Genomic DNA, 25,295 nt, shown 5'->3' with positions numbered 1-25,295 from the left:
CCAGCTTTTGAACTGGTTCCTTTTTTTATTTTCTAAATCTTGATTTAGGCTTTTTCACGAATGACCAAAACACCATCTTCCATGTCAGCTTCTAGGTGTTTAGCATCAAGATTATCCAAGTGGAAATCTGTCACTTTATCACGAATTTGTTGTTCAACCACACGACGGAGTGGACGAACACCCATGACTTCATCGTAGCCTTCTTCAGTCATATATTCTTTGGCTGCATCGCTCACTGCCAAGTCGATGTCTTTCTTAGCAAGCGTCTTATTAACATCAGCTAACATCAAATCAACAATCTTAGAAAGGTCTTCCTTGCTCAAGTGTGAGAACTCAATCACTGCGTTAAAGCGATTCAAGAATTCTGGACGGAAGTAAGGTTTCAAACGATCCATAAGTTCTGGTTTATCAGCATCTTCTGTCAAGTTAGCTTCGTAACCAAAGCCTGCGTTTGAAGTTGCGATAATCACTGTATTCTTGAAGTTGACAGTGTTACCTTGACCATCTGTCAAACGACCATCGTCCAAAACTTGAAGGAGAAGGGTGATGACTTGAGGGTCAGCCTTTTCAATCTCATCCAAAAGTACGATTGAGTATGGATTGCGACGAACGCGTTCTGTCAAGGTATTATTGTTGTCATCGTAACCAACATAACCTGCAGTTGTACCAATCAATTTAGATACGGCTGTACGGTCGCTATATTCTGACATGTCCAAACGGATGATGGCATCTTTCGTTCCGAACATATCAAGAGCCAATTGTTTGGCCAACTCAGTCTTACCAACACCAGTAGGACCTACAAAAAGGAAGCTACCGATTGGACGGTTACCTTCATCAAAACCAGCACGGTTACGACGGATAGCTTTTGCTACTGCTTCAACAGCCTTGTCTTGACCGATAACCTTAGTTTGCAAACGGTGACCCATATCTTTCAATCGTTCGATATCGGTTGCACCCATTTGTGATACTGGGATTCCAGTCATCCGTTCGACAGACTCAGCTACATCATTTACAGTAGCTGTAACCTTGTGATCTTCTGTATGATTAGCAATTTGCTTTTCAAGCTCTTCGATACGGACTTTTGCATTTAGAGCTGCTTCGTAATCTTCTTTAGCCGCAGCTTCTTCTTGTTTAGTTTTTTCCACTTGAATTTCGTGCTCAACTGCATGTACATCTGTCACGGGATGTTGAGCTGCCAAGTGAGCAGCTGTCACATCCACAAGGTCAATAGCCTTATCCGGCAAGCTACGTTGTGGAATATATTGAACAGAGTAATCAACGGCAGCTTTCAAGACTTCATCTGGCAAAATAACATTGTGGTGTTGTTGATAAAGATCTCGAATACCTTGAAGAATCTTGAAAGTATCTTCAGCAGATGGAGCATTAACTTTTACTTCATTAAAACGACGAGCAAGGGCTGCGTTTTTCAAGATGGTATTACGGTATTCATCTTGAGTTGTTGCCCCAATCACTGTCAATTCTCCACGCGAAAGAGCTGGTTTCAAGATATCAGCAAGACCTTTGGACCCTTGACCATCACCTGTGCTGCCAGCACCTAGGATTTGGTGAATTTCGTCGAAGAAAAGGATAATATTTCCAGCTTCTTTGACTTCGTTTACCAAGTTTTGAATGTTTTCTTCAAAGCTACCACGGTATTGAGTACCAGCTTCAAGTCCAGAAATATCAATAGAAATAATCTCTTTGTTCTTGATTGCTGCTGGAACATCACCATTTACAATTGCTTGTGCAAGCCCTTCAACTACAGCTGTTTTACCGACACCAGCATCACCGACGAGAACTGGATTATTCTTTGTGCGACGAGAAAGAATTTCAGAAGTTTCTTGGATTTCCTTATTACGCCCGATTACAGGATCTAACTTCCCTTCACGAGCTTCTGCTGTTAAGTTACGTCCAAGTTTTGCAAGAATCCCATCTTGTTTCATAGCTTTACCTTGAACGTACTGAGTTTGTTCACTTCTTTCGCTTGGAAGTTGGCCGGTTTGACGGTAAATAGCGAATTCTTCAGGCGTTACTTCACGACCGTTTATCAGGTAACGACGGTTTTCTGAACTGTATCCACGCATACCGCCCATCAATTGGTTAAATAAATCATCCATGTTGTTAAAGTTATTAAAGTTGTTATTCATATTTCATACCTCGTTTGTTTTCAAATTTACTTAGTCAAAATAATTTGACTTTCTCTGACCTTTGTTTCAAAAAATTTAGACTAGCTATTTGCTACTCTACGTATAATTTCAGGTTTTTCTTTATCCAATACAGGTTTTTCGATTGGACTTCTAAAAATACTAATGTTAACCATAGGTTGTACCTCTTTTCTAGGTTTTACCCATACTTTGATCTTAAGATAGTATATACAATCATCTTAAAATCAAGGTTTTCTAAGGACTTTCCTTATCCTTATGTTCTTAGTATATCACTTTAGTCAGTTTTAGTCAACATATTTGACCAAATTTGACTAATTTTTTTAAAAAAATTTTTATAACAAAAAAACCAGTCAGAGTGACTGGTTTTTGATTTACTATTTATAAATCTTAGCTCAATGCATCATCCATAGAAAGAACTTCGTGGAAGACACGTTGTGTCAATTCAGTTTTTTGTTCTGGAGTAAGGTACTTAGTATTTACACAGTATCCTGAGATACGTACGATTACGTCTTCACCTGACATGATCTTTTCATAAACATCATTCAAGTCCATAACGTTCAAGTTAACGTGTTGTCCACCGTTTTCGAAGTAACCATCAAGGATTGTTACCAAGTTTTCTACTTGCTCGTCATGAGTCTTACCAAGAGCACGTGGTGATACTTGTGTAGTCAATGAGATACCATCAGCTGCGTAACCAAAGTCAAGGCTAGCAAGTGAGTTCAAGTTTTGCAACCATCCACCTTTAGCTTTGTTAGATGGGTTAGCACCTGGTGAGAAGAATTCAAGTTTAGACAAGTTCACAGAACCATCTTCGTTGAGGTATACACCTTTGTGAACTGGTGAGTTACCAGTTTGTTTAGAGTAAGCAACGTTAGATGTGATTGTAAGAAGTGAAACTGTAGCTTCTGCGTCTTTGTAAAGTTTGTGGCTACGTAGACGAGTTGTGTAAGCTTCGATCAACCATTCTGCCAATTCGTTTGAACGTGGATCATCTTCACCCCAACGTGGGTATTCACCGATTGTTTCGTAATCGTAGATGTAGCCATTTTCATCACGGATTGGTTTAACTGTAGCATACTTGATAGCTGACAATGTATCAACAGTGTTTGCGAATCCACAGATACCGAATCCCATGTTAGCACGTTGTTTAGTTGGCAAAAATGCCATTTGAACAGCTTCGTAGTTGTACTTGTCAGTCATGTAGTGGATGATGTTCAAAGCATCTACGTAAGTGTCAGTCAACCAGTCAAGAGATTTTTCAAAGTTAGCTTTAACTGATTCGAATTCAAGAACATCGTCAAGAATAGGATCGATGTCAAATACTTTGTAGTCTTTATGAACATCGTCGTAACCACCGTTCAAACCAGTAAGAAGAGCTTTAAGAACGTTAACGCGAGCACCGAAGTACTGGATGTTGTGACGTTGTTCTTCGTTTTCTGGGTCAAGTGGAGATACACAGCATGAGATACAGCTCATTTCACCGTATCCGTCTTTAGCCATTGTTGTAACCCCTTCGTATTGGATAGAAGAGTGTTTGTGGCTCATGTGCATACAGTAGCGACGGAAGCTATATGGCAATTGGTCAGTCCAAAGAACTGTCAAGTTTGGCTCTGGAGAGTTACCGATATTGTCCAAAGTGTTCAAGAAACGGTAGTCCATCTTAGTAACACGGTGACGACCGTCGTTACCCATACCAGCCATAGAAGTTGTGATGAAGGTTGGGTCACCTGAGTACAATTGGTCATAAGCTTTTGTACGACCGAATTTAACTGTACGAAGTTTCATAACGAAATCGTCAACAAATTCTTGGATTTCTGATTCAGTAAATGTACCACGAGCAAGGTCACGTTCAGCAAAGATATCCAAGACGATTGGCACACGACCTAGAGATGTAGCTGCACCGTTGATAACACGGCAGACAGCCATGAAGGCAATGTTTACCCATTGGATAGCTTCTTTAACGTTCATCGCTGGTTTACGAACGTCAACTCCGTAAAGATCACCTAAACGAACAACTTCTTGTAATGCTTTGTATTGAAGGTTAATTTCTTCACGAAGACGGATAGTTTCTTCATCGATTTCTTTAACTGAATTCCAATCATTCAATTTTTCTTGCATCAAGAAGTCAGCTCCGTAAAGTGCAAGACGTGCGTATACACCGATGATACGTCCACGAGAGTAAGAGTCTGGAAGACCAGTTACAGTGTGAGCGTGGCGAGCACGAAGAATGTTAGAAGTGTAGGCGCGGAAGATACCATCATTAACTGTTGTTACGTATTTAGTGAAAATTTCGTGAACAGCAGGGTCTGGCTCATATCCATTTTCCTTCAAAGTAGTTTCAGCCATACGGATACCACCTTTTGGCATGAAGTTCAATTTGAAGAGTTCATCATTTTGGATACCGAAGATCAATTCGTTTTCTTTGTCGATAAATCCAGCTGGAATATCAGCAATAGAAGTTGGACGAGTATCCATTGGGAAACGAGTTTCTTCATAGTGTGCTTTAGTTTCTTCTACGATTTTTTTGATGTGAAGTGAACGCTCTGTTGGTCCAGCAAGGAAGCTTTCGTCTCCATCATATGGTGTGTAGTTTGCTTGAACAAAACGAGACACACTTACTTTTTCTTTCCAATCAACACCTTTGAAGCCTTCCCAAGCTTTTTCAAAAATGTCTTGTGCTTCAACAACTGTCTTAACAACCATGTTAAATCCTCTTTTTTCTTTCTAGTAACAGTCATCTGTTACATTTATATGCTAAGTATACCATACGGTAATCGTTTTCAACAAGATAAATGTACTCTTTTTTTAACTTTCTTTACTAATACAGAGTAAAATATCGAGCGAACTGTATTATATAGTTGAAAACAAACTCCTCGTTTTCCATTTTTTCAGAAAAAGAGTATAATAAGGGGAAAATAACGTCAAATTTTAGGGGGATTCCATGCTGATTTTTCCATTAATGAATGATACATCTAGAAAAATCATCCACATCGATATGGATGCCTTTTTTGCTGCTGTGGAAATCAGAGACAATCCCAAACTAAAAGGAAAACCAGTTATCATTGGAAGGGATCCTAGACAAACCGGCGGTCGCGGTGTCGTCTCAACTTGTAGCTATGAGGCCCGGGCTTTTGGAGTTCACTCTGCTATGAGTTCCAAGGAGGCATATCAGAGGTGTCCTCAGGCAGTCTTCATTTCTGGTAACTATGAAAAATATCTGGCAGTTGGGCAAGAAGTTCGGGCTATCTTTAAGCGTTATACTGATATCATTGAACCTATGAGCATCGATGAAGCCTATCTGGATGTAACGGAAAATAAGCTAGGAATCTCATCTGCCATTAAGATTGCTCGTTTAATTCAAGAAGATATTTGGCGTGAATTACAGCTAACCGCTTCTGCTGGTGTCTCCTATAATAAATTCCTTGCCAAAATGGCTAGTGATTTCCAAAAACCACATGGATTGACAGTCATACTACCAGAAGAAGCACAAGATTTTCTAAAAGACATGGATATTGCAAAGTTTCATGGGGTTGGTAAGAAAACAGTAGAAAAACTTCATGAAATGGGAATTTATACGGGAGGCGACCTCTTAGAAATTCCTGAAATAACCCTGATTGATCGTTTTGGTCGCTTGGGTTTTGACCTTTATCGAAAAGTTAGAGGTATCCATAACTCACCTGTCAAAACCAATCGTATTCGAAAATCTATTGGCAAAGAAAAAACCTATAGCAAACTTCTCACACAAGAAGAAGATATTAAAAAAGAGCTGACTCTCCTAGCTGGAAAAGTCGCCCTCAGTCTACAAAAATATGAAAAATCCGGCAGGATTATTATTCTAAAAATTCGCTACGCTGACTTTTCAACCCTCACCAAACGTAAAAGTCTCGAAGGACCAACACAGGATGCTGATGAAATCACCAAAATCGCAAGCCAACTATATGATAGTCTTCCCAGTAATAATCAAGGCATCCGCTTGTTGGGTGTTACCGTATCCGGATTATAAAACCTTGAAGGGCTCTTCCTCCAAGGTTTTTTCTTATACAAACAATCGAATGAAGCTATAGAGAAGCAAGATGCTCCCAAGTACAATACGGTACTTACCAAAGATAGTAAAATCATGTTTTTTCACATAGCTAGTCAAGAAACGTATAGCAACCATACTGACACCGAAGGCTACACCCATGGCAACCAAGAGGAGGAACAATTGACCAAAAGTTAATACTTCTCCTGCTTTAATAAATTTAAATATCTTCAAAGCACTAGCCCCAAACATAACTGGAATACCAAGATAGAAAGTGAACTCAGTCACCACTGAACGACTTGTTCCATTTAACAAACCACCGACAATGGTTGCACCAGAACGACTTGTACCTGGAAAGAGGGCTAACACCTGGAAAAGACCAATATAAAGGGCTGTTTTATAAGGTAGTTTGTCTAACTCAGTCACTGTTGGCTCAATTGCTTGCGCTTTGTTACGTTTTTCAAGATAGATAAAGGCAACTCCATAAACAATCAACATGATAGCTACTGAAACCATATTATGGAAATGGGTATCAAACCAATCATCAAATTTAAATACTAAGAGAAGAGGGAGGGTTGCAACAAAGACTTTAGACCACAACTGCCAAGTTCTACGAACTTGAACTTTATCCTTACCCGGTTTGAAGGGATTGAGCTTATTAAAGTAGATTACCATAACGGCCAAAATAGCCCCCAATTGAATTACAACATTGAACATGGACATGAAGGCTTCATTTTGGTCCTTGTACTGGATAAACTCCTCAACCAAAATTAGGTGGCCGGTACTAGAGATTGGTAACCACTCTGTAATTCCTTCAACAATCCCATAAAAGATAGATTTCAAAATTTCAAAAAAATACATACTTTACTCCTTTTTACTGTTCTCTATTATAGCATATTTTCGCCATCTATGATAAAAATTTTCTAAAAGGCACCGACACTTCCGCCTCCACCTCCGCCAGAGAAGCCTCCTCCTGCACCACCACCCGATGATACCGAATAATGTTGGGCAGTATTTGCAACTGAGGCATAATGACTCATCTGAGTTGTTGAAAGATGAAGTTGATGATACCAGCCTGAAGCAACATACAAATTGAGGTCGGAATTGTCAAGTTTGATTTGATTCAGCTTCATCACCTTATTGATAGTTTTTGCATAGCCAAAGAGAGTTGCATATACTAAGAGACGATTCCAAATGATAATACTGTCAAGCTCAGCCTTGTCCAAATGCGCAATATCTCGTAACATATTTTCAAAGCTTGTCCAAAGGTAATATATTTCTGCTCCTTCATCAGTCAAAACACCATCTCGATATGGGCTACGAGTTTCAAAATAAAACAGACCTGTCATAAGTCCGCCGACTAGTCCTAAAACTAGTAACCTGATCGAAAGATAGTCATGAGTCATCAAGCTATAGATAAAGAATAGGAAGCCCATGAATCCAGCAATAATAGAACAAAACCACATACAAGTAGCTAGCCTTCTTTCGGATGTGCTTAGAGGACGATAGTAATTTGGCAGACCTAAGTCTCTAACCTTATCTCGAATACCATCTTGAATTTTCTGAAGTTGACTTTCAAAAGCATATTTGATACGGCTCCCTGTTCTTTGAATGGATGTTTCATCCGACTTTTTGGCCCCTTTGTAGAGACTGTCAGAGATCTCATAGTCCGAAAACATATCAGAAATCGGAATTTCTGTTTTAGTTGAAAAGATCATCTGTAAACATTCTTTTTCAAAGTTGGCCAGTCCTTTTTCGTGTACAATTTTCAAGATGAGTTTTTTCTGAGCTGAGAATATGGAAAGATTACCACGATCCATCAAATCCAGCAAGGTTGCTTGTATCAATTCTTCAAAAGTAAATTTCCCAAATCCTTTAATAGTAGGACTTACTTCTTTTAGTGATGTCGAGTAAACCACTTCTGCCAAAATCAGTGGAGCTAAATCCTTAGGCGGTTCATACAATCGATGATTTTTTTCAATTTTTTGACGAGGAGCTATCTTTTTCTTAAAAACAATAAAAAGAACAGTACCTACTATCAATAGAAGTAAGATAATAATAGGAGCAACCCAAATAACTAAAGCCTTACTCATAGCCTTATCATTGGCTAGATTGGCTTCGATCTGTTTAAATGCTGGCAATCTGTTATCGACTAGTCCTTGATCTGGAGCTTGCGAAAAAGCAGTTCTTGACCAGTAGGCATGTAGTTCAATCTGATGATTTTTGGGAAGGTCCTTCATTTTTACTCGATAGTATTCATTGACCTTTTCTAAGCTTACTTCATTAAAAAGATTACCAGTATGGAAATATAGTTCTTCTGCTGAAACTTCAGAACTTACCTTAAATTCTAGCTCTTTGATATTTCCAGAGCTATCTGTCAAAGGCTGCCAATTCAACTCTGCTATATCACCATATAGAAATAGAAGATTCGATAATTTCCAGGTTACCGTTACTCGGACTAGATCACCTGCCTTACCCGGATTGTAGATTTTAACCTGGTAGCCATCCCCTTGATCTTCTGTATATGAGAGAACATCCCTTACTATTTCACCATTTTTTGAAACTACGATAGTCGGATTAGCATCAATATCAAACCCTTCTGGCATTTTCCCAGCTTTTCCAAGACCCACTAGCTGTCCATTATAATCATCCTTAAAGCGATAGGTAATGGTTTCTTTAAAAACCGCAGTGTTATCAGCCTGAATATTCAAATCTCCCTTGTAGGATAGAATATCAAAATCAACCGCTAAGACTAGGCTTGGAAAGAATAATAAACAAACAAATATTAGACTCAGTAGCCATTTTTTCCTCATCATCAAAACCCTCTCTATCATTTTCAATATTATATCATTTTTTATAAGTAAAGGCTTACTCGTATTGAAAAACCGAGATTTTTTCGATAAAATAGAGAGACGTTATTTTTAAACAAGAATTAGGAGATAATATGAAGAAATTAATCTTATCCATCATTACGGGGCTTGCCCTGATGCTGGGCTTAACAAATGTGGCCCAAGCTGATGAATATTTACGCATCGGGATGGAAGCGGCCTATGCTCCTTTCAACTGGACCCAGGATGACGACAGTAATGGAGCTGTCAAGATTGATGGTACTAACCAGTATGCAAATGGTTATGATGTTCAAATCGCCAGAAAGATTGCTAAAGATTTAGGCAAAGAACCCCTTATCGTTAAGACTAAATGGGAAGGTCTAGTTCCTGCCCTTACTTCTGGCAAGATTGATATGATTATCGCTGGGATGAGTCCAACTGCTGAACGAAAGCAAGAAATTGCCTTTTCAAGCAGTTACTACACCAGTGAACCTGTCCTTTTGGTTAAGAAAGATTCCGCCTATGCAAATGCTACAAGTCTAAATGATTTTGACGGAGCTAAAATCACTTCTCAGCAAGGGGTCTATCTTTATGATTTGATTGAACAAATCCCAGGAGCTAAGAAAGAAACTGCTATGGGAGATTTCGCGCAGATGCGTCAAGCTCTAGAAGCAGGTGTGATCGATGCTTACGTTTCTGAACGTCCAGAAGCTCTAACCGCTGAAGCAGCTAACTCTAAATTCAAGATGGTCCAACTTGAAAAAGGTTTTAAAACTGGGGAAGAAGATACCTCTATCGCTATCGGTCTTCGTAAGGATGACGAACGTATCAGCCAAATCAATGCTAGCATTGAAACCATCTCTAAAGATGAACAAGTTGCCCTAATGGATCGTATGATCAAGGAACAACCTGTTCAAGCTACAACTACTGAAGAAAACAGCAGTAATTTCTTTAGCCAAGTTGCTAAAATTCTAACTGAAAACTGGCAACAACTCTTGCGTGGTGCTGGAATCACACTTTTAATTTCAATTATCGGTACCATCGTTGGTCTCGTTATTGGTCTTGCTATCGGTGTTTTCCGTACTGCGCCTCAATCTGAAAATCAATTTATCTACGTCATTCAAAATATAGTTGGTTGGATTCTCAATATCTATATTGAAATTTTCCGTGGAACTCCTATGATTGTACAATCTATGGTTATCTACTATGGAACTGCCCAGGCTTTCGGAATTAACCTAGACCGTACTCTCGCTGCTATCTTTATCGTTTCTATCAATACCGGTGCCTACATGACCGAAATCGTTCGTGGTGGTATCCTAGCTGTTGACAAAGGACAATTTGAAGCAGCTACTGCACTTGGTATGACTCATAATCAAACCATGCGTAAGATCGTTCTACCTCAAGTGGTTCGAAACATTTTACCTGCAACTGGTAATGAATTTGTCATCAACATCAAGGATACTTCTGTATTGAATGTTATCTCTGTTGTAGAACTTTACTTCTCAGGAAATACAGTAGCAACACAGACTTACCAGTACTTCCAAACCTTTACTATTATCGCAGTTATCTACTTTGTCCTCACCTTTACAGTAACACGTATCCTACGCTATATCGAAAAACGGATGGATATGGATACTTACACTACAGGTGCTAACCAAATGCAAACGGAGGATTTGAAATAATGAATCAACCCATTCTTGAAATCAAACACCTCAAAAAATCCTATGGACAAAACGAGGTCCTAAAAGATATTTCCCTTACTATCCATAAAGGAGAAGTTATTTCTATCATTGGAAGTTCCGGTAGTGGTAAATCAACCTTCCTACGTTCGATCAACTTACTTGAAACACCAACTGAAGGCGAAATCCTATATCACGGTGAAAATGTCCTCGAAAAAGGCTATAACCTCACTCACTATCGAGAAAAACTAGGAATGGTCTTCCAGTCCTTCAACCTCTTTGAAAACCTCAATGTTCTTGAAAACACCATTGTAGCGCAAACAACTGTTCTCAAGCGTGAACGTGCAGAAGCTGAAAAAATTGCCAAAGAAAATCTTGAAAAAGTAGGAATGGGAGAACGCTACTGGCAAGCTAAGCCAAAACAACTGTCTGGCGGTCAAAAACAACGAGTTGCCATTGCTCGTGCCCTTTCTATGAATCCCGATGCCATCCTTTTTGATGAACCGACATCTGCTCTTGACCCTGAAATGGTTGGAGAAGTTCTTAAAATCATGCAAGATTTGGCTCAAGAAGGTTTGACCATGATTGTCGTAACTCACGAAATGGAGTTCGCCCGCGACGTTTCAAATCGTGTCATCTTTATGGACAAGGGTGTTATTGCTGAAGAAGGAAATCCTGAAGATCTCTTTACGAATCCTAAAGAAGAGCGTACAAGAGAGTTTCTACAACGCTATCTTGGATAAGAAAAAGCTGCAAGAAAGCAGCTTTTTTTATTATCCATAAAAATGAAAAGGCAGACTCCTTTTAAGAATCCGCCTGTATCCAAAGACTAATCTTCAAATTTTTCATGATTTTTATCATAGAAATCAATTAAGCCAAGGGCTGTCTCGAAGGAAATATTTTTAACTTTTGCACGTCCTTGAGCTAAAGCAATGATAGACATCTCACGTGCATTGGTTTCCTTAGAAATACGATAGCCTGTGATTTTCTTATCACGAACCCAGCCAACAACTGATTCTACTTTTTCAAAGTTAGACTTAGCCATGTTGTTCTCCTATTTTTTTCTTTGCGTTCTTTAATTGTAAACGTTTTTAGAACATTTGTCAAAAAATAAACACATTAAGATTACAATTATTTGGCTTTCAAAGCCGAAAGTATATGGGTTCGTATATCTTCAACTCCATTAGGATTTGCTGGCAAGAATATTGTATTATTTCCATCTTTTTCAGCAAAATTATTCAATGTGTCCAAATATTGGTTTGTTAACAAGATTGACATAATTTGCTCTTCAGTTAGTTCGACATTAGCTCCTTTTAATTCAATAATAGAATCAGCAAGTCCATCAACAATTGCTTTACGCTGCTCTGCAATCCCTACCCCATGTAGGCGATCTTTTTCTGCCTCTGCTTCTGCCGCTGTAACGATCTTAATTTTATCTGCTTCAGCCAATTCCTGTGCAGCCACTCTCTTACGTTGGGCGGCATTAATTTCGTTCATTGATTGCTTGACTTCTGCGTCCGGCTCTACTTTGGTAATGAGCGTCTTAACGATAATGTACCCATAAGTTGACATTTCTTCCGCTACTTGTTTTTGAACTTCTAATGCAATTTCATCTTTTTTCTCAAACAATTCATCCAAAGTTAACTTAGGAACAGATGAGCGCAATGCATCTTCAATATAAGATTTAATTTGAGCTTCAGGTCTCATCAATTTATAGTAAGCGTCTGTAACGTTTAACTCATTTACACGATACTGAGTTGCGACATTCATAGTCACAAAAACGTTATCTTGGGTTTTGGTTTCAACCACGATCTCACTTTGTAATAGGCGCAACTGTACTCGAGCTGCAATTTTATCAATGCCAAATGGTGCCCGTAGATGAATACCACTATTACTTAACTTTTGATACTTACCAAATCGTTCGATAATGGCAACAGACTGTTGACGAACGACATAAACAGAGCTTACCAAAATAGCTCCTACAATCAGCATTAGAATTAATAGAACAAGTAAAACTTTTAAAACCATGGGAATCTCCCCCTTTCTTCACTTACATTATAGCACTCGTATATAGGTTAGGCAAATAATATGATAAAAATTTAATAGGAATTTATACAAGCATATTATATAGGGTTTCATTGCCATTTAAATTAATATAGGCTGGATCAAAAGTCTCCATCCGTCGAATCAAACTAGCATAGTCATGTTTATCAGACAAGGCAATCCCAATCAGGACTGGACCAGTTCCCTTGCTGGCACGTTTAATGTATTCAAAACGAGTAATGTCGTCGTTTGGCCCCAAGATATTATTTACAAACTCCCGAAGGGCACCTGGACGCTGAGGGAAGTTAACGACAAAATAATGTTTAATTCCATCATAAATCAAGGCCCGCTCTTCCATTTCAGGCATACGGTTGATATCGTTATTTCCTCCAGAGATGATACAACAAATAGTCTTACCTTTTATATAATCTGACAGTACTTCCAAGGCCGCCACACTAGCAGCACCTGCCGGCTCAGCTACAATTCCTTGTTTTGAGTAGAGGTCAATTAAGGTTTCAGAAATCAATCCTTCATCTACACCAATAAGTGTTTCAACGTGTTTATGTGTCACTTCATAAGTCAATTCCCCTACTTTTTGGACTGCAATCCCATCAGCGAACTTATCGATATCTTTTAACTTGACAGGACCACCTGCTTCAAAAGCAGCTTTCATAGAACGAGCGCCATTTGCTTCAACACCGATGACATCTATCTCTGGATTTGTTTCCTTTATATAGGTAGAAACTCCTGCAATGAGGCCTCCTCCACCCACAGGAACTAGGATTGTATCAAAATGGATAGATTCTTTACGAGCGACTTCTAGTATTTCATAAGCAACGGTACCTTGACCGGCTTGAACATTAGTATCATCAAAAGGATCAATAAAGGTACGATTTTCTGCTAGAGTGAATTCTTGGGCTGCTTTGGCTGAAGCGTCAAAGGTGTCCCCTACTAACTTAATAGTCACATAATCTCCACCAAAGAATCGAACTTGCCCGATTTTTTGTTGGGGAGTTGTGATGGGCATAAAAATCGTTGCTGGGATTTTCATCTCATTACAAGTATAGGCAACTCCTTGGGCATGATTTCCCGCTGATGCACAGACTACCCCACGCTCTCGCTCATCATTACTGAGTTGAGAAATAGCATAGTAGGCCCCACGGATCTTGAAAGAACGGACTCGCTGGGCATTTTCTTTTTTTAGATAAATCTTGGCACCGTATTTTTCTGATAGATAATGGTCATAGTCTAGTGGTGTCTCAGCAACTACACCGTTCAAGACTTTATGGGCTTTCACCACATCTTTTGCACTGATCATATAGTTTCTTTCTAATGAATAATTTAAATGTGAAAGCGAGCTTGGTTCTCCCCAACTCGCCTTCTTGCTTACAAATTAGTTATAGATTCTAAAGGCATCATCGTCGTTTTTACCGACAAATGGCATTGCTTTACGCAATTCAACACCAACTTTTTCAATCTCAAGGTTAGCTGCTTGTTCACGGTAAGCTGCCATTTGGGGACGACCAGCCTTATAGTCGTTGACGAAGTCGTTAGCGAATTTTCCACTTTGAATGTCAGCAAGGACAGCTTTCATGTTTTCCTTGACTTGGTCTGTAATTACACGTGGGCCTGATACGTAATCACCAAACTCCGCAGTATTTGAGATTGATTGACGCATTTTCTTGAATCCACCTTCGTAGATCAAGTCAACGATTAGTTTCATTTCGTGAAGAACTTCGAAGTAAGCCAATTCTGGGGCATAACCAGCTTCAGTCAAGACTTCAAAACCAGCTTCCATCAAGGCAGTTAAACCACCACAAAGAACTGCTTGTTCACCAAAAAGATCTTCTTCTGTTTCTTCCTTGAAGGTTGTTTCAAGAAGACCAACACGTGCTGAACCAACACCCTTAGCCCAGTCCATAGCAATATCTTTGGCATGTCCAGTAGCATCTTGGTAAACTGCATAAAGGGCTGGAACTCCAAAACCTTCTTCAAAAGTACGACGTACCAAGTGACCAGGTCCTTTAGGTGCGCACATGAAGACGTCAACACTTTCTGGAGCTTTGATAAATTCAAAGTGGATGTTAAATCCATGTGCGAAACCAAGTGCATTCCCAGCTTCCAAGTTTGGAGCTACTTCTTCCGCATAAAGGTCAGCTTGGATTTCATCTGGTGCCAAAATCATGATAACATCAGCCAATTTAGTAGCTTCTGCTACTGTGTAAGTGTCAAATCCATCTTCTTTTGCTTTGTCAAAAGATTTACCTGGGCGCACACCGATGATCACATCATAGCCTGTATCACGCAAGTTTTGAGCGTGAGCATGACCTTGTGAGCCATATCCGATAACGGCGATTTTCTTGCCATCAAGCGCTGCTACTTTAACATCTTTTTCATATTCCATTTGAACTGCCATAATTTTTTATCTCTTTTCTATAATTTTATTTGTTGCCACTTGGGTCTTTACTTACATAAATTTTGCTTAATCTCGGGTAAATCCAGTTGCACCCGTTCTTGCTATATTTCTAATACCGTATGGTCGAATCACTCGCAACAAGGCTTCACTCTTTTCAGCATTCCCAGTCATTTGAATGGTAATGGAGCTTGGTGCAACATCAACTACTGTTGCACGGAAAGGTTGAATAATTGCCAAAATCTCTGCCCGTTTTTCTGCTGGTGCTGAAACCTTTACTAAGATAACTTCACGCTCTAAATGAGGATGGTCTGTAATGTCGCGAACACGAATCACATCAATTTGACGGTTGAGTTGCTTGATGATTTGCTCTACCTCATCATGAGAAGTTACATCAATAATAATGGTAATCCTTGAAACATTTGGATCTTCAGTCGCACCGACCGAAATGCTTTCAATATTTACTTGGCGACGTGAGAGGACTCCTGTGAAACGGTTGAGTACTCCTGAGCGGTTTTGGAGTCTAGCTGTTAACATTCTACGCATTAAACTTCACCCCCAACATCTCATGATTACTCTTACCAGCAGGAACCATCGGAAGAACGTGTTCCTTACGGGAAATATCTACCTCGATAAACATCGGTACATCTTCTAGAATAACCTCTAAATCCTTTTCAAGAGTTTCTGGATTATTAAATTTATAGTTTTTTATACCGTATGCTTGAGCCATTAATTGGAAATCAGGAAGTGTATCAAATACAGACTCCGAAGTTCTTCCTTCATAGAAAGATTCTTGCCACTGACGAACCATACCTAATGAGTGGTTATTAAGCATAATCACCTTAATCGGCACTTTATAGATATTCAAAATAGCTAACTCTTGGTTGGTCATCTGGAAACCACCATCTCCCACAAAGAGGACAACTTCCTTATCTGGATTTGCAATCTTTGCTCCAATAGCTGCAGGCACTCCAAATCCCATGGTTCCAAGTCCACCAGAGGTTACCAATTGACGCTCATTTTGATAAGGATAATACTGAGCTGTCCACATTTGGTGTTGCCCAACGTCCGTTACGACAATGGCATCACCTTTGGTCAATTCACCAACTCGTTCAATAACTGCTTGCGGTTGAACGACACGTTCTTTTTTATCATAAGAACGAACACGGTTTTTATCTTTGGTTACTTTATCGATCCATTTTGTTGTGTCATTGTGAACAATAGGCTCTGCAAGGAGCATTTCTAAAGCTATCTTTGCATCTCCAACCACTGGTATATCCGCACTAATTATCTTACCAATCTCTGCTGCATCAATATCAATATGGGCAACCTTAGCATTTTTGGCAAAAGTTTTTGGATTCCCAGTTAAACGGTCATCAAAACGGCATCCAATGCTAATCATGAAATCAGCTTCAGTCATTGCTATATTGGCTGCAAATGAACCATGCATTCCACCCATGCCTAAGAAAAGCGGGTGACTAGTGGCAATAGTTCCTTGTCCCAAAAGTGTTGTTACAACAGGAATTTGATAGCGTTCTGCAAATTCATTTAATTCTTTAGAAGCTTCAGCATAACTAATACCACCGCCAGCAAGTAGAACTGGTTTTTTAGCTCTTGATAAGTGCTTCAATATTTTTTTAATCTGCATCTCATTCGGTTCAAGAGTTGGTTGGTAACTAGGAAGAACAACTTCAGGCGAAAAGATAAAATCTGTCTCCAAAGCTGAGACATCTTTTGGAAGGTCAATAACAACTGGTCCTGGACGACCTGTAGTCGCAATATGAATAGCTTCTGCTATAATTCTTGGAATATCAGCAGTTTCTCGCACTTGATAGTTGTACTTAGTGATTGGCATAGTAATACCAACGATATCTGCTTCTTGGAAGGCATCCTTACCAATACCAGGACGTGCTACCTGACCTGTAAAGACTAACAAAGGAACGCTATCGCTCATGGCATCTGCTATTCCTGTAATGGCATTGGTTGCTCCCGGCCCACTTGTGACGACTGCAACACCAAGTTTTCCTGTTGACTTAGCATAACCTTCAGCCTCATGTAGACAGCCTTGTTCGTGGCGACCTAAAATGTGGCGAATTCCTTTGAAATTATAGATAGCATCATATAGAGGTAAAACTGCCCCACCTGGATAACCAAAAATTGTATCAACCCCTGAGTCACGAAGCGTTTCTAAAACTAAATCCGATCCTGTCTTAGGAGTCTCTAAAGTGATTTTCTCCATTCTTCCCCTTTCTCTTCTCTTAAAATGACTTGTTTCTATGATACCATTTTTTCAAAAATTTTCAATAGAAAAGAAACAATTTTCTGAATTTTCTATCTAGATGGTTTTCAATATCAAATTAAATTAGTAAAATTTTATTATGACGACAAAAAAGGTTGAGGTAAATCTACCTTCAACCTTTTTGTTTTAAATTTTATACTTATTAAAGTGAGTTAACGTCAACCTTGATACCAACACCTTGTGTAGTTGTGATTGTCAAGCTTGTTACGTAAGTTCCTTTAGCAGTAGCTGGTTTAGCTTTTTGGATTGTTTCGTTGAATGCTTTGAAGTTTTCGACCAACTTGTCAGCTTCAAATGAAACTTTACCGATAATAGCTTGTACGATACCTGCACGGTCTGCACGGTAAGTGATTTTACCACCTTTAGACTCTTCAACTGCTTTAGCAACGTCCATTGTTACAGTACCAGTTTTAGGGTTTGGCATCAAGTTACGTGGTCCAAGGACACGTCCAAGACGTCCAACAAGAGCCATCATGTCAGGTGTAGCGATAACTACGTCGAAGTCCAACCAACCGTCGTTGATTTTAGCAACAAGGTCGTCTTCACCAACGAAGTCTGCACCAGCAGCTTTTGCTTCTTCAGCTTTTGCACCACGTGCAAATACAAGAACGCGAGCTGTTTTACCAGTACCGTTTGGCAATACCATTGCTCCACGGATTTGTTGGTCAGCTTTTTTAACGTCAATGTTCAAGTTGTAAGCAACTTCTACAGTTGCGTCAAATTTTGCAAAGTTAGTTTCTTTTGCAAGAGCTACAGCTTCTTCTACGCTGTATGCTTTTGTGCTGTCGATTTTCTCAAGAGCAGCACGAAGTTGTTTGCTTTTTTTAGCCATTTTCTATTCTCCTTGTAAGTGGTTCAATCGATTTTCATCTCCCACGTCACTTCTCGAAATGATGAAGTCTTGCGGGTTATATAGGGAAGTTATTGATTAGTCAACAACGTTGAATCCCATAGAACGAGCAGTACCTTCGATCATACGCATTGCAGACTCAAGGTTTGCAGCGTTCAAATCTGGCATCTTAGTTTCTGCAATTTCTTGTACTTGCGCACGAGTAACTGAAGCAACTTTAGTTTTGTTAGGTGTACCTGATCCTTTTTCAACACCTGCAGCTTTTTTCAAAAGAACAGCAGCTGGTGGTGTCTTAGTGATGAAAGTAAATGATTTATCTTCGTAAACTGAGATAACAACTGGAATGATCATACCAGCTTGGTCAGCTGTACGAGCGTTGAACTCTTTTGTGAATCCCATGATGTTGATACCAGCTTGACCAAGAGCAGGTCCAACTGGTGGAGCTGGCGTAGCTTTACCAGCAGGGATTTGCAATTTTACAAGTTTTTCGACTTTTTTAGCCATTTTTAAATCCTCCTTTGTGGTTTTGGCGGTAATGTAAGATTTTTACCTCCCACAAGTATGTTTTACACATACCCTACTATTATACACTAATCTATCTCAAATGCAAGAGAAAATTTCTATTTTTAGAGAAATTTTATAACGGAATTTGCCTGTCATTTCGATCGTAAAAGAGTCGTAAGCTACAAATTAAAAAACCGCCCTGTTTTGAGCGATTATAAGGGATACTAAATTTTGTAGGAGTCCAGTTTTAAGAGCAGGCTTGTCCCTTTTTCAGCACTTCCACTTTCTACAAATCCAAGGGACTCAAAACATCGTCTGGAGGCATAATTGAAATCATAGATTTCCTGAACTTTCAACTGTTTCCACCCCTTTTGCTGGGCTAGATCAATTAAAGCCCTTAAAACCTTGCGTCCAATACCTTGATGCTGATAAGCTGTATTGCCAATCACAATAGGAAGATTCTCCTGAGATAAGGCTACATCACCAATTGGAATCCACTCTCCCTTTTCCCGAAACTCAATCCAGAACAAATCCCCGTGTTCCTCTAAATAGGAATACATGGCATTTAATTTTTCCAAACTATAGGGAATTCTAATACCATCTACCAGTTCCACCAAATCCACATCTTGATACCAGGATAAAGCTGCATCACGATGATCTGCTAAAAAATAAGGAACCAAGCGTAAAGAACTATCAATTTGAATGATTTGTTTCATTTTAACTTCCTTTTCAATAAGAGAGCCGCTGCTTGATTAAAACCATCACACCAGTTGTACCATTTTGCTTCATACTCATCTTGAGGTATGGTACGATTTTTTAAATCCAGAACAGAGTATATCTTTCTTTCCTCGCAAACTTGCGCATAGAGATGATACAGTTCATCACCACCATCTTTATCCCACTCAGCAGAAATCGTTTTTTGACCTGCTAACAAAGCTTGGTAAGCTCTGTGATGCCCATCTGTAATTAGCAAGCGATCTCCAAATGCAAGAACACTGATTGGATTAATACTTGGCTTTTCTACCGACTGATAAAGCATCTGGATATCTTGCAACTTCTTTTCTGATAAGTATAGTTGGGTCGGATGAAGATCTTTTATGTTGACTTCCATTTTTTCTCCTCAAGAAGAATTAATGCCTACTTCTGCTTGCCTGTAAAGCGCCATTGAAAGCGAAGTTTGTCATAAAAAGGAAATTCAATGAATAGAATTCCAAGACCCAGACAGAGACTGGCAAGAACATCAGACGGGTAGTGGACGCCCAGATAGACTCTGGAAATGATTACACTTACTAGATAAATTCCCAGTAAAATCTGGAGAATGAGCCTTACAGTCCTATCTTTCACTCTTTGACCCACAATGATAATTAGAGAACCGATTAAAAGAGTGACTGCTAATGAGTGACCACTTGGGAAAGAAAAACCCTTTTCCTCTACTAAATGTAAAATATCTGGTCGGGGACGTTGATAGAGGTGTTTTAAGGACACAATTAAAATTCCAGCCAAGCTAAGATTGCCAGCGACCAAGAGGCTTTCACTCTTCCACTTTTTTAGATAAAAGATTGCAGTCAATAGAATTGCCCAAGAAATAACGATTGGCAAGTCAATCAGGCGAGTAATCCCACGAAAGATAGTTGTCAATATAGCTGGTAAATCTCCACGGATTGCTGTCTGGATAGACGAATCAAATGGTATCAATTGTTCTGGATAAAACTTAACGACATAACCCAGAATTACAAATAGTAAAAGGGCAAAAGAGCCCTTTGTTAAATATGTTTGTTTATCTTTCATAACGTTTTAAAGTTACCTTTAGGAAGACATAAATCAACCAAAATGCTAGTGCAAAGATAATACCTTCAATTAAGTTAAAAGGTAAGACCATGGTTAGCAGATAGTTGCTTAGTCCGAGTATTTTTTCAATATCAAAGTTGGCAAACTTAGCGTACAAAGGAACGGCGTAAACATAGTTGAGAACTAGCATAGCCAAGGTCAAACCAATCGTACCAGCAAGAGAAGCTAGAGCAAAACGAATTGGCGTCCGATCTTTTTTCCAAATCAAACCAAATGCAAGAACAAAAACTCCTAAAGCCACAATATTCATCGGCAAACCGATATAGGTGCTGACTCCTTGATTGTTTAAAATTAACTTAAGCAAGGAACGGAGTAAAATTATCACAAAAGCTGCAGGTAAATCGAGTACTATTACCCCTACCAAAACCGGTAAGATGCTGAACTCAATCCTCAAAAAGGACGCCGCAGGCAAGAGTGGAAAGTCAAAGTACATCAACACAAATGAAAGTGCTGATAAAATTGCAATGGTCGAAAGTCGACGTGTGTTTGTCATAACAGGTTCCTCCAATTTTCTATAAAATCAGAAGAAGTTGGAAAGTCCCACTCTATCTATCAACTCAACTATATCAAAAACAATCTATTGGTCAAAAACACCAAAAGAACTTCCTATATATTTAAGTGGAATAGATAAAATTATTCTTTCGTCTTCTCCCATCCAGACTATACTGTCGGTTGTGGAATCACACCACATCAGCTTGCGCTCGCGGACTTCTTTAACTAAGATATTTGAGATTAATCTAGGCGTTGCAGTCGAAGATAATACTAAAGTATATCGAGACAAGACAACGACGAGTAAGCCGAAATAGCTAGTTAAAGTCACCGCCGGTCGGGAATTACACCCAGCCCTGAAGACCCTTTTATCATAACAAAAAACGCTTGCAAGTGCAAGCATTAAGTATTCGTTTTCATGATTATTTCAACTTGTCAGTCTCATAGATATGAACCAAGTCCAAACCAGCAAAATTCTGTTGACGTAGAGCTTCGTACACGATCATACAAACAGTATTCGAAACATTGAGACTGCGGACATGTTCATCATTCATAGGTATTCGAAGGGCCTTTTCTGGATGTTCTCGCATAAATTCCTCAGGCAACCCCTTGTCTTCTCGACCAAAGAGGAAATAGTGATTCCCTTCCATTGTAAAATCGGCATCCGAATAAACCTTTTCTGCAAACTTAGAAATCAGGTAAAGTTGACCATCCATCTTGTCCATAAAGTCAGCTAGATTTTCGTAAAAATAGATTTCAAGCTTGTCCCAATAATCCAGGCCTGCACGCTTCATTTTGCGATCATCGATAGGAAACCCCATGGGCTTAATAATATGAAGGGGACTACTGGTTGCTGCACAGGTACGCGCAATATTTCCTGTATTTTGTGGAATCTGTGGTTCAAATAATACAATGTGGTTTGTCATAATTTGCTTCCTTTTATCATTGCAAAAAAATAGCCACACTGCTCGGAGTCAAGCTCAGCAAACAGCGTGGTTAAGGCATCGTTAACTTACCTCACAACAGGTTTGAAGTAAATCAGCGAAACTACTTTCTTAGTATATCACTTTCAGAATCAATGTCAATAGAAATGACTTGGCTTTTTCATTTTTTTGCAGGGATATTTACATATACTGAAAAGCATGCACATCTAAGGAATTGTTGGACTTTTTAAATCTGAGACTGGAAAGCAACTTTTCAGAAACTTCCTATTTTTCAAAATTAAACTTTATAATAGCTTCTACTTTGCTTTGATAAGAGAAATAGGCAGTTACTGGATGCATTTTTTTCTAAAAAAGAGTATGATAGAAACATATTGAAAAAGTAGGTTATTTAACTATGAAAATTATTCTTGTCGGAGGGGGAAAAGTTGGTTCTGCCCTCTGCCGTTCACTTGTCGCTGACAATCATGATGTTGTCCTTATTGAGCAGAATGAATCCGTCCTCAATTTCATGACAAGCCGTTTTGATATTATTGGTATCGCTGGAAACGGAGCTGACTTTGCCATGCTTGAAGCAGCAAACGTTCAAGACTGTGATATCTTTATCGCCATGACTCAGCACGATGAAGTCAATATGGTTGCAGCTGTTCTTGCTAAAAAAATGGGAGCAAAAGAAACAATTGTTCGTGTGCGTAATCCTGAATATTCCAATCCCTATTTTAAAGAAAAAAATATTCTGGGATTTTCTCTGATTGTCAATCCTGAACTGCTTGCAGCTAGGGCAATTGCAAACATCATTGATTTCCCAAACGCTCTTTCTCTTGAGCGCTTTGCGGGTGGCTTGGTTAGCTTGATGGAATTCGTTGTACGAAAAAACAGCAATATTTGCCAGATGTCTATTGCTGATTTCCGTAAAAAGTTTGGTAACGTCATTGTCTGTGTTATCGAACGTGATCATAAACTCATGATTCCTAGTGGAGATATGATTTTAGAAGACAAGGACCGTATCTTTGTTACTGGAGATCGTGTTGACATGATGCTTTTTCATAACTACATCAAGTCTCGAGTTGTTAAAAGCTTGCTGATTGTTGGAGCTGGAAAAATTGCTTATTATCTCTTGAAAATCTTGAAAGACAGTCGTATCGAAACAAAAGTTATCGAAGTCAATCCTGAAAGAGCAGCCTTTTTTAGTGAAAATTTTCCTAAACTATACATCGTTCAAGGAGACGGAACTACCAAGGATGTTCTCTTAGAAGAAAGCGCACAAAACTATGATGCTGTCGCAACTCTAACTGGTGTTGATGAAGAGAACATTATCACATCTATGTTCTTGGATAGTGTTGGTGTGCAAAAAAATATTACCAAGGTCAATCGAACTAGTCTTTTAGAGATTATCCACGCGCCTGATTTTTCAAGTATCATTACACCAAAAACAATTGCTGTAGACACAATCATGCACTTTATTCACGGCCGAGCTAATGCTCAATATTCTGACCTTCAAGCCATTCACCATCTAGCAAATGGTCAGGTTGAGACTCTACAACTTCTTATTAAAGAAGAAAATAAAATGACAGGTAAACCTCTATCTCAACTTAACTTTAAAAAAGATATCTTGATTGCCGCTATTATCCGCAATGGGAAATCTATCTTCCCAACGGGCGAGGATACACTACAAGTTGGTGATAAGTTAGTTGTCATCACACTCTTATCCAATATCACTAAGATTTATGATCTGTTGGAGAGGTAAGCTATGAATAGAAGTATGATTCGCTTTCTCCTTGCAAAGCTCCTCCTCATCGAGGGTGTTTTACTCTTGGTTCCTGTCTTTGTGGCCCTTTATTACAAGGAGTCTAGCCAGGTCTTTGTAGCTCTCTTTTCTACCATTGGGATTCTTGTTGTCTTAGGCCTCCTTGGGATTATTCGCAAACCAAAAAAACAGCGTATCTATGCTAAAGAAGGAGTCTTGATTGTTGCTCTTTGTTGGATCCTTTGGTCTTTCTTTGGGGCTCTCCCCTTTGTATTTTCAGGGCAAATTCCTAATTTGATTGACGCCTTTTTTGAAATTAGCTCTGGCTTTTCTACAACAGGGGCAACTATCCTCAACGATGTTTCTGTCTTGAGTCGCTCCCTTCTTTTCTGGCGCAGTTTCACCCACCTCATCGGTGGAATGGGTGTGCTGGTTTTCGCCTTGGCTATTATGGAAAATGCTCAAAACAGTCACTTAGAAGTGATGAAAGCAGAAGTTCCTGGACCTATTTTTGGTAAGGTTGTTTCAAAACTCAAGAATACAGCTCAAATCCTTTATGTACTATACCTTGCTCTCTTTGTTCTCTTTATCATCATTTATTACATGGCTGGTATGCCATTATATGACAGTGTGGTGATCGCTATGGGAACTGCAGGAACTGGAGGATTTACGGTATACAACGACGGGATTGCCCACTATCAAAGTTCCTTAATTACCTATCTTACTAGTTTTGGTGTCTTAGTCTTTGGAGTCAATCTCAATCTATATTACTATCTACTGCTCCGTCGAGTTAAGGAATTTTTTTCCGACGAGGAACTTAGAGCCTACCTTTTAATTGTAGCTACTTCTACCGCCCTTATTACTCTAAATACCCTCCATCTCTACCATGGAGTTGCTGAAAGTTTTGAAATGGCTCTCTTCCAAGTATCCAATATTATCACCACTACTGGGTTTGGATATGGAAGTATCACAAATTGGCCTTTATTCTCCCAATATATCCTGCTCTTCCTCATGGCTATTGGAGGTTCTGCAGGCTCTACGGCTGGAGGTCTTAAAATCATCCGTGGGCTTATTTTGGCAAAGATTGCTAAAAACCAAGTCCTATCTATCCTATCTCCTCATCGTGTCTTGACTCTCCATGTTAATGGAGCTGTGATAGACAAGGATACCCAGCATAAGATTCTCAAGTATTTTGTGATTTATGTAATGATTCTTCTTGGTTTAATCTTTGTCATCAGTTTGGATAACAACAATCTGATGATTGTTACTAGTGCTGTTTTCAGTTGTTTTAATAACATCGGTCCTATCCTAGGAACATCTGCAAACTTTTCAATTTTTAGTCCTTTTTCAAAAATCATACTAGCTTTTGCAATGATTGCTGGAAGGCTTGAAATTTATCCGATTTTGCTTCTCTTTATGAAACGCACTTGGTCCAAACGATAACCAATCTATTTATAAAACCTTCAAG

22 protein-coding genes and 1 riboswitch are annotated in these 25,295 nt (G+C 39.1%); of the genes, 5 read left to right on the top strand and 17 right to left on the bottom strand.

What is annotated here, in order from left to right; genetic code table 11:
* Nucleotides 1-44: 44 nt before the first annotated feature.
* Both QM941_RS00575 and pflB read right to left on the bottom strand, forming a co-directional pair.
* On the bottom strand, nt 45-2,147 hold the full coding sequence (locus QM941_RS00575) for an ATP-dependent Clp protease ATP-binding subunit (protein ID WP_414337660.1): 2,103 nt from the start codon (nt 2,145-2,147) through the stop codon (nt 45-47).
* A 405-nt stretch (nt 2,148-2,552) separates the two neighbouring features.
* Nucleotides 2,553-4,868: a formate C-acetyltransferase gene (gene pflB / locus QM941_RS00570; protein WP_414337658.1), complete on the bottom strand. Its 2,316-nt coding sequence runs from the start codon at nt 4,866-4,868 to the stop codon at nt 2,553-2,555.
* Nucleotides 4,869-5,106: 238 nt separating this feature from the next.
* On the opposite strand from pflB, the gene dinB reads away from it, so the two are divergent.
* Nucleotides 5,107-6,168, top strand: coding sequence for a DNA polymerase IV (gene dinB / locus QM941_RS00565; protein ID WP_414337656.1), 1,062 nt, complete (start codon nt 5,107-5,109; stop codon nt 6,166-6,168).
* 33 nt (nt 6,169-6,201) lie between these two features.
* Here the strand turns inward: dinB and QM941_RS00560 are convergent, their stop codons facing one another.
* Entirely contained in the window at nt 6,202-7,047 is an 846-nt protein-coding gene (locus QM941_RS00560) for an undecaprenyl-diphosphate phosphatase (protein WP_414337654.1), read from the bottom strand.
* Between the two features lie 62 nt (nt 7,048-7,109).
* Nucleotides 7,110-8,999, bottom strand: coding sequence for a DUF2207 family protein (locus QM941_RS00555; RefSeq protein ID WP_414338858.1), 1,890 nt, complete (start codon nt 8,997-8,999; stop codon nt 7,110-7,112).
* A 131-nt stretch (nt 9,000-9,130) separates the two neighbouring features.
* Between QM941_RS00555 and QM941_RS00550 the strand changes: the two genes are divergently transcribed.
* Nucleotides 9,131-10,696 (top strand): ABC transporter substrate-binding protein/permease, encoded by a 1,566-nt coding sequence (locus QM941_RS00550; RefSeq protein WP_414337651.1) that lies wholly within the window; start codon nt 9,131-9,133, stop codon nt 10,694-10,696.
* The gene (locus QM941_RS00545) at nt 10,696-11,436 is read left to right on the top strand and encodes an amino acid ABC transporter ATP-binding protein (protein WP_414337648.1); all 741 of its coding nucleotides are present in this window, start codon (nt 10,696-10,698) and stop codon (nt 11,434-11,436) included. Before QM941_RS00550 ends, QM941_RS00545 begins: the two co-directional genes overlap by 1 nt.
* A gap of 86 nt (nt 11,437-11,522) precedes the next feature.
* Here the strand turns inward: QM941_RS00545 and QM941_RS00540 are convergent, their stop codons facing one another.
* The 13 genes from QM941_RS00540 to QM941_RS00480 form a co-directional block, all read right to left on the bottom strand.
* Nucleotides 11,523-11,738, bottom strand: a complete 216-nt coding sequence (locus QM941_RS00540; protein ID WP_001130035.1) for a hypothetical protein — start codon at nt 11,736-11,738, stop codon at nt 11,523-11,525.
* A gap of 86 nt (nt 11,739-11,824) precedes the next feature.
* Nucleotides 11,825-12,721 carry an SPFH domain-containing protein gene (locus QM941_RS00535; protein WP_414337645.1) on the bottom strand — a complete coding sequence of 299 codons (897 nt, stop codon included), beginning with the start codon at nt 12,719-12,721 and terminating at the stop codon, nt 11,825-11,827.
* 82 nt (nt 12,722-12,803) lie between these two features.
* On the bottom strand, nt 12,804-14,054 hold the full coding sequence (gene ilvA, locus QM941_RS00530; protein WP_414337643.1) for a threonine ammonia-lyase IlvA: 1,251 nt from the start codon (nt 14,052-14,054) through the stop codon (nt 12,804-12,806).
* A gap of 75 nt (nt 14,055-14,129) precedes the next feature.
* Complete coding sequence (gene ilvC, locus QM941_RS00525; RefSeq protein ID WP_414337641.1) at nt 14,130-15,152, bottom strand: ketol-acid reductoisomerase; 1,023 nt, start codon at nt 15,150-15,152, stop codon at nt 14,130-14,132.
* A 66-nt stretch (nt 15,153-15,218) separates the two neighbouring features.
* Nucleotides 15,219-15,695 (bottom strand): acetolactate synthase small subunit, encoded by a 477-nt coding sequence (gene ilvN, locus QM941_RS00520; protein WP_414337639.1) that lies wholly within the window; start codon nt 15,693-15,695, stop codon nt 15,219-15,221.
* Nucleotides 15,688-17,388, bottom strand: coding sequence for an acetolactate synthase large subunit (locus QM941_RS00515; RefSeq protein ID WP_414337636.1), 1,701 nt, complete (start codon nt 17,386-17,388; stop codon nt 15,688-15,690). Before QM941_RS00515 ends, ilvN begins: the two co-directional genes overlap by 8 nt.
* A 202-nt stretch (nt 17,389-17,590) precedes the next feature.
* Nucleotides 17,591-18,280: a 50S ribosomal protein L1 gene (rplA, locus tag QM941_RS00510; protein WP_001085672.1), complete on the bottom strand. Its 690-nt coding sequence runs from the start codon at nt 18,278-18,280 to the stop codon at nt 17,591-17,593.
* 96 nt (nt 18,281-18,376) lie between these two features.
* Nucleotides 18,377-18,802 carry a 50S ribosomal protein L11 gene (gene rplK, locus QM941_RS00505; RefSeq protein WP_001085804.1) on the bottom strand — a complete coding sequence of 142 codons (426 nt, stop codon included), beginning with the start codon at nt 18,800-18,802 and terminating at the stop codon, nt 18,377-18,379.
* 224 nt (nt 18,803-19,026) lie between these two features.
* Nucleotides 19,027-19,518 (bottom strand): GNAT family N-acetyltransferase, encoded by a 492-nt coding sequence (locus QM941_RS00500; RefSeq protein WP_414337633.1) that lies wholly within the window; start codon nt 19,516-19,518, stop codon nt 19,027-19,029.
* Nucleotides 19,515-19,913 (bottom strand): ParB N-terminal domain-containing protein, encoded by a 399-nt coding sequence (locus QM941_RS00495; RefSeq protein WP_414337631.1) that lies wholly within the window; start codon nt 19,911-19,913, stop codon nt 19,515-19,517. The genes QM941_RS00500 and QM941_RS00495 overlap by 4 nt, the downstream gene beginning before the upstream one ends.
* Nucleotides 19,914-19,939: 26 nt before the next feature.
* Nucleotides 19,940-20,590, bottom strand: a complete 651-nt coding sequence (locus tag QM941_RS00490; protein WP_414337629.1) for a phosphatase PAP2 family protein — start codon at nt 20,588-20,590, stop codon at nt 19,940-19,942.
* Nucleotides 20,580-21,143, bottom strand: a complete 564-nt coding sequence (locus QM941_RS00485) for an ECF transporter S component (protein ID WP_414337627.1) — start codon at nt 21,141-21,143, stop codon at nt 20,580-20,582. Before QM941_RS00485 ends, QM941_RS00490 begins: the two co-directional genes overlap by 11 nt.
* Nucleotides 21,144-21,289: 146 nt before the next feature.
* Nucleotides 21,290-21,507: riboswitch (FMN riboswitch) on the bottom strand.
* A gap of 54 nt (nt 21,508-21,561) precedes the next feature.
* Nucleotides 21,562-22,065 (bottom strand): tRNA (cytidine(34)-2'-O)-methyltransferase, encoded by a 504-nt coding sequence (locus QM941_RS00480; protein WP_414337624.1) that lies wholly within the window; start codon nt 22,063-22,065, stop codon nt 21,562-21,564.
* A gap of 412 nt (nt 22,066-22,477) precedes the next feature.
* On the opposite strand from QM941_RS00480, the gene trkA reads away from it, so the two are divergent.
* A complete protein-coding gene (gene trkA, locus QM941_RS00475; protein WP_414337621.1) occupies nt 22,478-23,827 on the top strand; it encodes a Trk system potassium transporter TrkA in 1,350 nt (449 codons plus the stop codon).
* A 3-nt stretch (nt 23,828-23,830) separates the two neighbouring features.
* Complete coding sequence (locus QM941_RS00470; RefSeq protein ID WP_414337618.1) at nt 23,831-25,270, top strand: TrkH family potassium uptake protein; 1,440 nt, start codon at nt 23,831-23,833, stop codon at nt 25,268-25,270.
* The last annotated feature ends 25 nt before the right edge of the window (nt 25,271-25,295 follow it).

The sequence above is a fragment of the Streptococcus timonensis genome (assembly GCF_047460355.1).
GTDB classification, from domain to species: Bacteria; Bacillota; Bacilli; order Lactobacillales; family Streptococcaceae; genus Streptococcus; species Streptococcus timonensis_A.
The sequence above is the reverse complement of the archived record's forward strand: the minus strand, read 5'-3'. Positions and strand labels throughout refer to the sequence as shown.

What these genes read in the sequence shown, in the direction of transcription:
- pflB (WP_414337658.1), bottom strand. Translation starts at nt 4,868, where the DNA reads ATGGTTGTTAAGACAGTTGTTGAAGCACAAGACATTTTTGAAAAAGCT.
- QM941_RS00515 (WP_414337636.1), bottom strand. Translation starts at nt 17,388, where the DNA reads ATGGAGAAAATCACTTTAGAGACTCCTAAGACAGGATCGGATTTAGTT.
- QM941_RS00490 (WP_414337629.1), bottom strand. Translation starts at nt 20,590, where the DNA reads ATGAAAGATAAACAAACATATTTAACAAAGGGCTCTTTTGCCCTTTTA.
- QM941_RS00550 (WP_414337651.1), top strand. Translation starts at nt 9,131, where the DNA reads ATGAAGAAATTAATCTTATCCATCATTACGGGGCTTGCCCTGATGCTG.
- QM941_RS00560 (WP_414337654.1), bottom strand. Translation starts at nt 7,047, where the DNA reads ATGTATTTTTTTGAAATTTTGAAATCTATCTTTTATGGGATTGTTGAA.
- ilvN (WP_414337639.1), bottom strand. Translation starts at nt 15,695, where the DNA reads ATGCGTAGAATGTTAACAGCTAGACTCCAAAACCGCTCAGGAGTACTC.
- trkA (WP_414337621.1), top strand. Translation starts at nt 22,478, where the DNA reads ATGAAAATTATTCTTGTCGGAGGGGGAAAAGTTGGTTCTGCCCTCTGC.
- rplA (WP_001085672.1), bottom strand. Translation starts at nt 18,280, where the DNA reads ATGGCTAAAAAAAGCAAACAACTTCGTGCTGCTCTTGAGAAAATCGAC.
- QM941_RS00495 (WP_414337631.1), bottom strand. Translation starts at nt 19,913, where the DNA reads ATGGAAGTCAACATAAAAGATCTTCATCCGACCCAACTATACTTATCA.
- dinB (WP_414337656.1), top strand. Translation starts at nt 5,107, where the DNA reads ATGCTGATTTTTCCATTAATGAATGATACATCTAGAAAAATCATCCAC.
- QM941_RS00575 (WP_414337660.1), bottom strand. Translation starts at nt 2,147, where the DNA reads ATGAATAACAACTTTAATAACTTTAACAACATGGATGATTTATTTAAC.
- ilvC (WP_414337641.1), bottom strand. Translation starts at nt 15,152, where the DNA reads ATGGCAGTTCAAATGGAATATGAAAAAGATGTTAAAGTAGCAGCGCTT.
- QM941_RS00535 (WP_414337645.1), bottom strand. Translation starts at nt 12,721, where the DNA reads ATGGTTTTAAAAGTTTTACTTGTTCTATTAATTCTAATGCTGATTGTA.
- QM941_RS00555 (WP_414338858.1), bottom strand. Translation starts at nt 8,999, where the DNA reads ATGAGGAAAAAATGGCTACTGAGTCTAATATTTGTTTGTTTATTATTC.
- ilvA (WP_414337643.1), bottom strand. Translation starts at nt 14,054, where the DNA reads ATGATCAGTGCAAAAGATGTGGTGAAAGCCCATAAAGTCTTGAACGGT.
- QM941_RS00485 (WP_414337627.1), bottom strand. Translation starts at nt 21,143, where the DNA reads ATGACAAACACACGTCGACTTTCGACCATTGCAATTTTATCAGCACTT.
- QM941_RS00480 (WP_414337624.1), bottom strand. Translation starts at nt 22,065, where the DNA reads ATGACAAACCACATTGTATTATTTGAACCACAGATTCCACAAAATACA.
- QM941_RS00470 (WP_414337618.1), top strand. Translation starts at nt 23,831, where the DNA reads ATGAATAGAAGTATGATTCGCTTTCTCCTTGCAAAGCTCCTCCTCATC.
- QM941_RS00500 (WP_414337633.1), bottom strand. Translation starts at nt 19,518, where the DNA reads ATGAAACAAATCATTCAAATTGATAGTTCTTTACGCTTGGTTCCTTAT.
- QM941_RS00545 (WP_414337648.1), top strand. Translation starts at nt 10,696, where the DNA reads ATGAATCAACCCATTCTTGAAATCAAACACCTCAAAAAATCCTATGGA.
- rplK (WP_001085804.1), bottom strand. Translation starts at nt 18,802, where the DNA reads ATGGCTAAAAAAGTCGAAAAACTTGTAAAATTGCAAATCCCTGCTGGT.
- QM941_RS00540 (WP_001130035.1), bottom strand. Translation starts at nt 11,738, where the DNA reads ATGGCTAAGTCTAACTTTGAAAAAGTAGAATCAGTTGTTGGCTGGGTT.